Origin of the sequence: Pantoea sp. USMM079 (assembly GCF_037153115.1) — a bacterium.
Lineage (GTDB): Bacteria > Pseudomonadota > Gammaproteobacteria > Enterobacterales > Enterobacteriaceae > Pantoea > Pantoea communis.
Map to the genome: position 1 here is coordinate 31,368 of NZ_JBBCKX010000017.1, position 11,217 is coordinate 42,584.

An 11,217-nucleotide genomic window follows, 5' to 3' on the forward strand; every position below is an offset into this window, starting at 1 on the left:
CCCCTTCGGGCTGTGCGAGGCTGGCAAGCTGGCGTTTATCAATTTTGCCGACCGCCGTTAAAGGCCAGCGTGTGACGGGCAGCAGTTGATCGGGGAGTTTGTGTTCGCTTAAGCCGGCTTGCAGCAGAAAACCGCGTAATTTGGTCAGTGCCAGTGAGGCATCGCCCTGGAAGCAAGCACAGATCCGTTCACCTAAACGTGCATCTGCCACACCAATCACTACGCAACTGGTCACGGCAGGATGGCTATCGATTAATGACTCAATCTCAGCACAGCTAATCTTCTCACCCGCGCGATTAACCAGCTCTTTCAGTCTGCCTTCAACCACAAAATTACCGGCAGCAGTCAAACGAACGATGTCGCCCGACCGGTAAAAATGGTCCGATGTAAACGCCTGAAGATTTTGCGTTTCAGCGCGATAATAGCCGCCAATGGTATAGGGGCCGTGAGTGAGAAGCTCGCCAGGGCATCCCGCTTCAACGGGCAATCCTTCATGGTTAACCACCCGAATTTGATCGGCGTCTGAAATGGGCCTGCCCTGGGTATTCAGAATCACGTCCTCAGAATCATCAAGTCGGGTACAGCAAATCAAACCTTCAGCCATGCCGAAAACCTGCTGTAGTTGACAATCGAAAGCGGGTTTGACTTTAGCTGCCAGCGTGCTTTCCAGTCTTGCTCCACCCACTTGTATCAGCTGCAAACTGGAAAGATCGCTTTCATCCCACTCGCGGCACTCCAGCCAGAGTGTGACAAGCGGCGGTACCAGGGCAGTGAACGTCACCTTTTCCTGTTCGATAAGCGGAAATACCTCGTCGCAACCCGATGTTTGAGCCAGCACCACTTTGCCGCCTGATAACAATGTCCCCAGGACGCCAGGGCAGGAAAGGGTGAAGTTATGCGCCACTGCCAGCGTAGCCAGATAGACACTCTGACTGGAGATCTGACAGATCTCAGCCATGCGGCGAGCATTGTAGAAATAATCAGTATGCGTACGCGGGATCAGCTTGGGCGTGCCGGTGCTGCCTCCGGACAGAAGCAGTAGCGCTATCTCTTCGGCATGAGGGGGTGGGAAATACAGCGGGTCGGCCTGAAAGGCCTTCATGGGGGGATTATTAGTGATGTCATCCGTATTCACCTGCCAGCATTGCATGCCTGGGTGGTTAACCGCGATCTCCTGTGCCATCGCCTGATAATCGTTCCCTAAATAGCGCTCTGGAAAAAGCCACGCTTTGGGTTCGGCCACCCTACATAACGCATCAATATCCGCTGATTTTTGTCCTGGCATGGCCAGAATGGGACGCGCCCCCAGGCGGAATAAAGCAAAAAGCGTCGCAACCAGGCCAATACTGTTGGGGAGTTGCAACAGCATATTATCCCCTGAGCGAATCCCCCTGGAGGCAAAACCCGCCGCCAGTCTGTCAGCCAGATGATCCAATTCTCGGTAACTCAGCCGCTGCTTTCCAGACACTAACGCAATGCTCTCAGGTTGCTGACTTGCCCAATTGCGGAGTTGCTCGCCCAGCGGTTGGTCAACCCAATAACCATTCTGGCGGAAATAGGCACGTTCACTTTCGCTCCAGGCGCTAAGTGGGTGAGGTTCGTTCATGATTTTCTCCTTGCCGAAAAGGTATTGCCGGCACCAGGCCGGCAATCTCATCAAAAGTCCCAGCTAAATTTGGCAATGACCTGACGGCCTGCACCCCAGAAGCAGCCAGTGTCGGTCGAATAGCACCCTGCAACGACTTTGCGATCCAGCAAGTTCTGTGCGGTGAGCTGTACTTTGCCGCCGCGTAATGAAGGGTCAAGTTTGCCGAGTTCATAACGAACTGAAGCATCCATCAGACCATAACCGCCGGTGTTAAATTGGTTATCCATGGTGCCGCCTTTAGTACCGCCACTAAAGCGTCCGCCCACTGCCATGCCTAATCCTTCCACGGGGGTGCCGGCTGGCGCCTGCCAGTCGAGCCACAATGCACCAAAGGTGCGCGGTACACGCAAAGGAGTTTTGCCTTCACGACCTTGTGTATCCTGGGTGTATTTAACCTGTTGAAGGGTATAACTGCCGATGAGGCTAAATTGATCGGTTAAGGCCCCTCTGGCTTCCAGTTCGAGTCCACGCGCGCGTATCTTGCCGCCCTGGGTCTGGAAGGCGGTATCTACAGGATCGCTGCTCAGGCTCTTATCCTGCGTCAGGTTATAAATCGCTGCGGACAGAAGCGTGCTCGTGCCTGGTGGCTGATACTTCACACCAAACTCATACAGCTCACCGCGACTCGGTTTGAAAGGTTGTTGATCGCGTGAGAGACCGGCAACGGGCTGGAACGATTGCGACCAGGTGAAGTAAGGGGAAATGCCATTATTGAACAGATAGTTCAGGCCAATTCGTCCGGTTGTCGCCTGATCATGTTGTTCGTAGTTCTGACCGTAAAGAAAATCTTTGTTGATGATTTTGCTCCAGTCGTGACGAATACCTAATGTGGTTCGCCACTGTTGCCAGCTAATCTGATCCTGCAAGTACACGCCGGTTTGGGTAGACGAGACACGGCTATCCTGCCACCAGGCGGTAGGACCATACTCGGCCACACCATAAGTGGGATGATAGATATCCAGTGATGAGACGCTTCCACTGCCGTAATTAGCGTGGCCACGCATGTGATCAACACTGACTCCCGTCAGCAGTTCATGGCTTACTGAACCCGTATCGAAGAAACCGTGGATCTGATTGTCGAAGTTAAGCGTGTTGTAATGCTCATCGGATACAGCTGTGTTACGGCTGATGGTATGCATATCGTCATTGAGACCCGACATCACCACGGCATCGTAATTGGAGGTTTCGCCAAAATAGCGGCCTTTTAACACCGTCGACCAGTCTTCGCTAAAGCTATGGGTATAGCTGTAACCAACCGTCGATTGTTTGCGGCTGAAGGTATTATGGTTTGGCTCACCGGGGTAAGCATCCAGCGGCAGTTTGCCATTCGGATTGGAAAATACCGTGCCGTAAGCCGGCAGGGAAGTGATGGCACCAAGATTAGGATCGTACTGGAAACGTGAGTAGAGCGTCAGGCTGTTATTGTCATCCGGATTGAATGTGATGGAGGGAGCCACCGCGTAACCCTTTAGTTTGGTACCTTGCTGCATACCATCTGCCAGATGACCGGTTGCAACCAAACGATAAAGTACACTGCCGCTGTCATTCAGCGCGCCACCGAAATCCAGGCCAACTCTACCGTAATTATCGGTACCGCCCTCTACTTCGACATGACGAATGGTCTCGCGCGTTGGCAGCTTGCTGGTTAAGGCGATGACGCCGCCAGGATTAGAAAGACCATAGATAACCGAAGCGGGACCGCGCATCACATCGACTTGCTCCAGCAGGAAAGGATCGACCTGTTGTACCCCAAACAGCAGGCCATTGGTGTTGCGCAGACCATCCTGAAACACATCAGAATACCCCGTATCACTGTAGTTAAACCCACGAATAGTGAACTGATCAAAGGCGGTTACGCCTCCCCACTGCTCCGCAGCCACACCCGGCGTGTAGCGAAGTGCTTCGTTCAGGCTTCGCGCATTTTGATCATCCATCTGCTGGCGGGTAATGACGGAAACAGATTGCGGTGTTTCCACCAGCGGCGTGTCCGTTTTGGTTGCGCTGCTACTTTCCTTTGCAGACAGCTTACTGCCATGTGATTCCTGGCTTTGTGCTGTCACGGTCAACGTCGGATTATTTTGCTGTGCCCAGGCACTTTGCAGCGCAAGGGTAAGTAGTGAAAGGGAAAGGCCCGTTACGGCGCGTTGTGTGATTTTTTTTCCTGCCGAATATGTCGTGATGCGTTCCATAGCAATCCTCTGCACGATAACAATCAAAAGGTTTTCTTAATGTTAATTTTGAGAATGATTATCAATAGCACTGATAACGGTGTAATGATATAACATATGATATGATCGATAATGAAGCAGAAATTTAAGGATTTCGTTAAGGGAGAGGCGAGCGAATGAGCCAGGGTTTAACCAGAAGAACACTGATAAAAACAATGGGAATTGGCGCGGGTATCGCGTTAAGTAGCGGTTTTGTCATGCCATCCTGGGCTGAGGAACCTCGGCCTAAAAGAGGCGGAATATTGCGAGCAGCCTTTGCAGGGTCCAGTAGTGATTCCACCCATGTGCTGCGTTCTACCAACAGTAATATCGACTATGTACGCGCACGCTTAGTGTGGGATTCATTAGCGGAAATAGACAATCAGCGCATCGTCTGGCGCCTGATGGAGTCTGCCGATACCAACAGTGATGCCACGCGTTGGACAATAAAACTGCGGCAGGGTGTCACCTTTAGTGATGGACGAAAGCTCACCGCAAAAGATGTGATGTTCAGTCTGCGTACCTGGATGAGTCAGCCCGGCAGCCAAAGCGGCTGGCTTAAACCGCTGGATCTCGCTTCGTCCCGGATCGAGGATGATTACACCCTGACGTTGCAGTTGCATAAACCAGTAGGAGCGTTTGATTTATTACTGGCTCAGTCTGTGTTTATTTTTCCAGATAATACGCAAGATTTTACGTCAGCCATTGGTAGCGGCCCCTACACACTAAAATCCTGGACACAGGATAAAAGTATCTTGCAGGCACGTACCGATTATTGGGACGCAGAACATGGCGGGCCCTGGCTGGATGAAATTCAGCTCTACTCCGTTAGCTATACTGCCGCACGCCTGAATGGTCTGAAGGCGGGGCAGTTCGACTATGCTGGCGGCATGGCGCTATTAACGGCCAGAGCAGAACAGGGCAATTCGTCCATCAAACTCTGGCAGTCTGCGAAAGCGGAAATGAGTAATCTGGCGTTGAGTATGAATCTCAGCAAAGCCCCGTTTAATCAACCTGAGGTGGTGGAAGCGCTGAAATACGGCATTGACCGCGACATGATGGTGCGGGCTGTGACCATGGGATTAGGCGAAGTGGCTAATGATGCACTGGGTGCTGGTCAACCCTGGTTCGCGGCCGACCTGCCTGTACGTGAATATGATCCTGAGCGTGCCCACTCGCTGTTGCAGAAAGCGGGTCTGAGGTCGGTTAACACGGCGATTCGCACCAGCGATTATGAATACGGCACTGCGGAAAGCGCCACGCTGCTATTACGCCAGGCAAAAGCAGCGGGCTTTGATCTTAAACTGGATCGCGTGCCTGCCGCGGACTATTACAGTGATTTCAACCTGCTGCTCAACACGCCGTTACAAACCAATCTCTATCGTCCGATGCCTTTGCCCGTTGCGCTACCGTTCTACTATGGCTCATCAGCTCCCTGGTCATTTACCGGTCCCGCTACACCGCAGCTTGATGCTCTGATGAACGCCATGCAGGCTGCACGCGGCGATGCGTTACGCCAGCGTGTGGCGGACGTTCAGCACTACTTATGGCAGCAGGGAGGGGATGCCATTTTTGCGCGCATTCCCTCCATCGCCGCGTCTTCGCCGCAGGTGTTTGGTATCAGAGCTGCTGGATTCTTTGATTATCCGCTGCTACGAGATGCGTGGTTGCGTCCAGCATGATGCACAGGGGGACCGCGACACGGATGCTGTTGCGCGCTGCACAAGCGCTGTTCACGCTGTGGCTGCTCTCGGCCATTATCTTCAGCGCGATGTCACTGGTTAAGGGCGATGCTGCGACTCAGCGCCTTGCTGGCAGCGGCAGCCCTGAGCAGGTGGCGGCGTTACGTACACAACTGGGGCTGGACAAACCTCTCACCACGCGTTACCTGCTCTGGGTAAAGGGTGTCCTGCGTGGCGACTGGGGAAACAGTTTCATAAATGGTCGCCCGGTCAGCCATGTGCTTTGGGAACGCGGGCGATTCTCTCTGGTTTTGGGCGCGACTGCCAGCGTATTGCTGGTGGTCATAGGGGTGACAGCAGGCGTGTATTGCGGGCTTCACCCCGGCAGTGTCGCAGACAGGTTGATTAGCCTGCTGTCACTGGGGTTGGTAACACTTCCGGAGTTCGTCACCGGCACGTTGCTGGTCATGGTCTTTGCGTTGATGCTGCACTGGTTGCCCGCGTTATCACTCGTTGTACCAACCCAATCGCTTTGGTCTCAGTGGCCGCTGTTTATTTTGCCCGTTCTGACCCTGCTTAGCGTTTCGCTGGCGCAAAACATCAAGCTCATCCGTCTCGGGGTGCTCCGAGCCTCACAGTCTGTTGCCTGCGAATGCGCCCGCCTGAATGGTGTGGCTGAGGCGCGAGTGGTATTGCACTGGGTCCTGCCGGATGCGCTAGGGCACTGTTTGCCTGTCCTGGCACGCTACATCGCCTATCTGTTTGGCGGCGCCTTAATTGCCGAGACGCTGTTTGGCTGGCCTGGGTTGGCGGCAGCATTGCTTAATGCCACCTTGTCACGCGATACACCAGTGGTGATGGGCATTGCAATGGTGATTTGTACGCTGACGGTGCTCCTGAACCTACTGGCTGATAGTCTGACGGCGCTGCTCAACCCAGCGGCCGGGCAAGGAAAGCAATAATGAGCAAAAAACAATACGTCGGTATTGGCTTGTTTCTGCTCATGGCACTCTTCAGCGTTGTGGGACCTTGGCTTGCGCCGTATGCAATCGACGAAATCCGCGATATGCCTTTTGCACCGCCCAACCCAACCGACTGGATGGGTACAGATTATCTCGGGGCAGATGTTTTCAGTCGCTTAATGAGCGGGGGCCAGCAACTGATGGTGCTGGCCTGTTTAAGCGTACTCCTGGCGTGGTTAGCCGGCGGTTTGCTGGGAATGATAGCCGCACTTCAGGGACGTTGGCTTGATAGCGTGCTGATCGTTATCGCGGATGTCTTACTGAGTGTTCCGGGATTGTTGTTGCTAACGCTGGTGGTGACAGTCAGTGGGCGAGGTTATCTGGCGGCGGTGATAGCCGCAATATTGGTAATGTTTCCCGATATCTTTCGTTTAGTTCGCGCGGCGACACTGCAGCAGTTGCAACAGGATTACGTCGATATGGCGCGCTGTCGCGGTGAATCATTAATATCGATTCTCCTCCGGGAGATCGCGCCGAATCTGTTGCCCTTATTCAGTGCCGATATTGGCATTCGTCTGTTGGCCGCCCTCTTTATATTGGCGACGGCCAGTTTTCTCGGGCTGGCCGCACCACAGCCCGAGGCAGACTGGGGCCTGATGATCATGGAAAACCGTCAGGGATTGTCGTTTCAACCTTGGGCAACGCTGGCGCCCATCGCCGCAATATTGTTACTCCTTATTCCACTCAACCTGAGTCTGGATGGGCTTTTTACCCCTTCGCGCAAGCAAAACAGGCAGAAATTGCTGTCAGTGTTGTCGCACTCTGACACCACTGGCGATGTCAGTATGGCGCTGGACATCAAACATTTTAGTTTGATGTTGCCCACGCAGACGTTGATTAACTCACTTTCACTTCAGGTTAAAACCGGTGAAATCGTTGCACTGGTGGGGGCTTCAGGCAGCGGCAAGAGCACTTTACTACGTGCCGCACTGGGACATTTTCCCGCGACAGTGGCAGGCATAGAAGGCGAGGTCTGGCTCGCAGGCCGGGCAGTGTTTTCATTGCACGACCGCGCGCTGAGACAGTTGAGGGCACATCAAACAGGGTTCGTGCCGCAGGATCCGCGTCTGAGCATGATGCCTTCACAAACGATCGAGACTTACCTGCGCATCATGGCGGCTCGACGCGGGCTACCCGCGCAACAGCGTAAACAACAGGTGGCCGCTCATTTTAAAGAGCTGGGATTACCTGATGGTGTGGAATTTTTACAGCGCTATCCTCATCAGATCTCAGGTGGGCAGCGCCAGCGCGTCATGGTGGTGGCCGCGATGCTCGGCTACCCAGCGTTATTGCTGATGGATGAACCCACCAGCGCACTGGATAGCGTCAGCACACAAGCGCTGCTGCGCTGGATTGCCTCCACGGCGCGGGCGCATAGCATGAGCGTGCTGTTTATCGCCCATGATTTACCCGAGGCATGCCAGATAGCGGATCGCATTGTGGTTATGTCGCAGGGGAAGGTGACGGAACAGCAACAGACTCAGGCATTTTTACGTGCTCCCAGCAGCCTGGCGGGTCTACAACTGCTTGAAGCCTGCAAGCCTGAATTGCTTGCTTTAACAGAAGAATATGTTTTCTTCCCCCTGTTGTCTGGCTCCAGAATAAAGGCCAGTTATGCTGACAGAACGGCGCTTGAATCGCTTGAGTTTTCAATCGGAGTGGGTGAGGCACTGACTGTTGCTGGCCGTTCCGGCGGAGGAAAAACCACCTTATTGCGCGCTATAGCAGGTTTACAACCTGCCGCCAGCGGCGTGTTAACCCTGCATGACGCCATATTGCCTTTGAACATTCACCAGCGCAGCCGCGTGCAGAAATCAAAGATGCAATATGTTGCGCAAAATCCCGCCAGTGCGTTAAATCCTTTTTATCGTGTACGCGCGTTGCTGCTCAGACCGCTACGTCTTTATGCCCCGACACTAACTGTAGAACAGCGAGAGCAACGGCTTCATGAAGTACTACGGCAGGTCGGTCTTGAAACGCATCTTCTCTCGCGCACCATCAGCACGCTCTCTGGTGGGCAACAGCAACGAGTCGCATTGGCACGCGCGCTGATCGTTCGCCCTGATATTTTGTTATGCGATGAAGTTACCAGCGCGGTGGATGGACCCACGCGTCTCGAATTGGTCAAACTCTTACAACGTTTGCAACGCGAACAGGGCATTGCCTTACTGATCGTCACTCATGACCTGACTCTTCCTGCACAGTTAGGCGGCGAGTTGATGGTGCTTGACCATGGCAAAGTGATTGAAAGCGGCCACGCATCTCAACTGCTCAAGTGTCCCGCACACAAGGTCACGCGACAGTTAGTGGCAGCAGCAAAACTCACAACGGACATATCTCAATGACCTCCCCCTGGATTAGAACCTTAGCCGGGTCCACGACACCCGCATTAAAGTTATTTTGTTTACCTCACGCCGGGGGTAATGCCGGGCTTTACCGCGGCTGGCGCGAACATCTCTCACAAGACATCGAATTGAATTTGATTTGCTACCCGGGACGACTTGAACGTTGGCAGCAGCCAATCCCCGCTTCGATGCCTGACCTGGTGCGTGAAGTGGCGCAAGCCATCGCTCCCTGCCTGAATAAGCCCTGGGCAATTTTTGGACACAGTATGGGCGCGGTGGTGGCCCATGAAACCGTGCTCGCACTCCAGAAAGAGGGTCTCCCTTCACCGCAGCTGCTGGCGGTTTCGGCGCGTGAGGCGCCACAATTTCACCAACCGGGCACCTTGCATCATCAGGATGATAAAGCCCTGTGTGATGAATTGCTGCGTCTGGACGGTACTGATCCTGAGCTGTTGGCTGTAACGGAAATGCGCGAACTGATCTTACCCACAATGCGAGCCGATTATGCGTTGATTGAGCAGTGGCAGCTCAGTTCAACGCAGCCGCTTTCATGCCCTATCGCCGCCTTTGTGGGCAATGAAGATCCCGAGTTTGAATCGCAACAAGCTGAAGGCTGGGCCAGATGGACCACGTCCCATTTCACGCTTGACCGATTTCGTGGGGGACACTTTTACTTCAGTGGCGAGCCGCAACCGCTGATCAGGCAGTTACAGGCTCGCTTACGCAAGACTCACGCGCTTTCCTGAGCCTGCTCTGGCTGCGCACGTGCAGGACGGATTAACCACAGGGCAGCCAGGCCAGCTAACACACTGGCCACCGCTGCCACACGGAACAGCAAATTCAGCGCATCAACCCACGCCTGTTGGGCTTGCAATTGCAGCACGGGGAGGGAGTGAAGACTTGCAAACTGAGCGCTATTGATGGCTTGAAGAGTAGATGCAGGATCACTGATACCCGAAGCACTCAACAGAGACAAGGGTAACGCCTGCTGAATCACATGGCTAAGTATCAGACCAAACAGGGCAATACCCACCGCGGTACCCAGTGGGAAGAAGGTATTGGCGGTTCCTGACGCAGCGCCTGCCTGATGTGCCGGAACCACGCTGACGGCGAGATCCATCAGGTGTGGCAGGGTCAGACCCGCACCGATGCCCAGCATCAGCAGAAGCGGCAAAATCGCCAGCCAGTCGCTGTTGATGTGCACATGACTGCTGATGGTAAGGCCTAGTGCCACGATGAACATGCCAATCGCCAGTAAGATGCGCACGGGAATTCGGCGTGACAGCGGACCGCTTAATCCGGCGGCAATCACCATGGCGATTGACTGGCTGAGCAGGATTAAACCGATATGCCATGCCGAATAATGCAGCAGGCCACTGAGCCAGAGCGTCAGGAAGGGCAGCAAGCCAAAACTGAAAATTCGACCCGCAAAACTGATCATGATGGCACCAAGAAAGGTGGGGATGCGAAACAGACGTAAATGCAGCAGAGCTCGTTCCCCGCGCTGGCGCTCAATCATCAAAAATATGACGGCAGTGGCCAGACCTGACAGCAGTGCCTGGCGAACGTAGGGAGCGGAAGGCGAGGAGAAATTTAACGCCGCGTAGTTCAGGCTGAACAAGCTCAGGGTGACAAAAACTGCACCAGCCAAATCCAGAGGATGACGAGGAGCGGGCAATGGTTTTTCATCAACGTGACGCAGGGTGAAGAAGATGATCAGCAATCCAATCGGGATGTTTATTGCAAACAACCACGGCCAGCTTGCCCACTGGATCAGGACGCCGCCCACCAGCGGTCCGGTTGCCGCTGACACTGCCCCCCCTGCCGCAAATAGGCCGACTGCGCTGGTGCGAACCTGCGCGGGTTCACCCTCACAGGCACTGGCAATGAGAGCCAGCGCCGTGCCCAACACCATGGCTCCCCCGGCGCCCTGGATAACACGTGCGATAATTAACACGTCGATCGAAGTGGCCAGCGCGCAGCCCAGTGACGCCAATACAAAAAGCCCATTGCCACAGAGAAAAATGGCGCGTCTGCCCATTCGATCAGACAAGGCACCCGCCAGTAACAACAAAGCGGCAAAGCTGAGGGTATATCCGTTAATTACCCACTGTAATTGTGCAAGATTAGTTAGTAAATCTTTAGCTATTTTTGGCAGTGCAATATTGACCACTGTAATATCCAGCGTCATCAGAGCCGCACTCAAGGCGGCGACCAACGTCGTCCATTTTCGGTTTTTAGCCCGTTCTTTAGCCATTAACATCGCATTTTCCCTCATCTTTAGGCCATTCATAGCTATCTGTGCTGAAGATT

The 11,217-nt window shown here is 54.0% G+C and carries 6 protein-coding genes and 1 pseudogene; 4 read left to right on the top strand and 3 right to left on the bottom strand.

Annotation, left to right across the window (positions count from 1 at the left end; all coding sequences use genetic code 11):
- Positions 1–13: 13 nt before the first annotated feature.
- Positions 14–1,522: pseudogene (locus WFP70_RS18895) on the bottom strand ((2,3-dihydroxybenzoyl)adenylate synthase); the annotation flags it as partial.
- Positions 1,523–1,656: 134 nt separating this feature from the next.
- Entirely contained in the window at positions 1,657–3,837 is a 2,181-nt protein-coding gene (locus WFP70_RS18900; RefSeq protein WP_337024060.1) for a TonB-dependent siderophore receptor, read from the bottom strand.
- 323 nt (positions 3,838–4,160) lie between these two features.
- Between WFP70_RS18900 and WFP70_RS18905 the strand changes: the two genes are divergently transcribed.
- The 4 genes from WFP70_RS18905 to WFP70_RS18920 are packed head-to-tail and all read left to right on the top strand — an operon-like array spanning position 4,161 to position 9,650.
- Positions 4,161–5,537, top strand: coding sequence for an ABC transporter substrate-binding protein (locus WFP70_RS18905; protein WP_337024061.1), 1,377 nt, complete (start codon positions 4,161–4,163; stop codon positions 5,535–5,537).
- Positions 5,534–6,499, top strand: a complete 966-nt coding sequence (locus tag WFP70_RS18910; RefSeq protein WP_337024062.1) for an ABC transporter permease — start codon at positions 5,534–5,536, stop codon at positions 6,497–6,499. Before WFP70_RS18905 ends, WFP70_RS18910 begins: the two co-directional genes overlap by 4 nt.
- On the top strand, positions 6,499–8,904 hold the full coding sequence (locus WFP70_RS18915; RefSeq protein ID WP_337024063.1) for an ABC transporter ATP-binding protein/permease: 2,406 nt from the start codon (positions 6,499–6,501) through the stop codon (positions 8,902–8,904). Before WFP70_RS18910 ends, WFP70_RS18915 begins: the two co-directional genes overlap by 1 nt.
- On the top strand, positions 8,901–9,650 hold the full coding sequence (locus tag WFP70_RS18920) for a thioesterase II family protein (RefSeq protein WP_337024064.1): 750 nt from the start codon (positions 8,901–8,903) through the stop codon (positions 9,648–9,650). Before WFP70_RS18915 ends, WFP70_RS18920 begins: the two co-directional genes overlap by 4 nt.
- On the opposite strand, the gene WFP70_RS18925 is transcribed toward WFP70_RS18920, so the two are convergent.
- A complete protein-coding gene (locus WFP70_RS18925) occupies positions 9,635–11,167 on the bottom strand; it encodes an MFS transporter (protein ID WP_337024065.1) in 1,533 nt (510 codons plus the stop codon). The genes WFP70_RS18920 and WFP70_RS18925 overlap by 16 nt on opposite strands.
- Between the last annotated feature and the right edge of the window lie 50 nt (positions 11,168–11,217).

Bases quoted from the DNA above. Each gene is read 5' to 3' on its own strand.
- WFP70_RS18900 (WP_337024060.1), bottom strand. From the start codon at position 3,837: ATGGAACGCATCACGACATATTCGGCAGGAAAAAAAATCACACAACGC.
- WFP70_RS18910 (WP_337024062.1), top strand. From the start codon at position 5,534: ATGATGCACAGGGGGACCGCGACACGGATGCTGTTGCGCGCTGCACAA.
- WFP70_RS18915 (WP_337024063.1), top strand. From the start codon at position 6,499: ATGAGCAAAAAACAATACGTCGGTATTGGCTTGTTTCTGCTCATGGCA.
- WFP70_RS18920 (WP_337024064.1), top strand. From the start codon at position 8,901: ATGACCTCCCCCTGGATTAGAACCTTAGCCGGGTCCACGACACCCGCA.
- WFP70_RS18925 (WP_337024065.1), bottom strand. From the start codon at position 11,167: ATGTTAATGGCTAAAGAACGGGCTAAAAACCGAAAATGGACGACGTTG.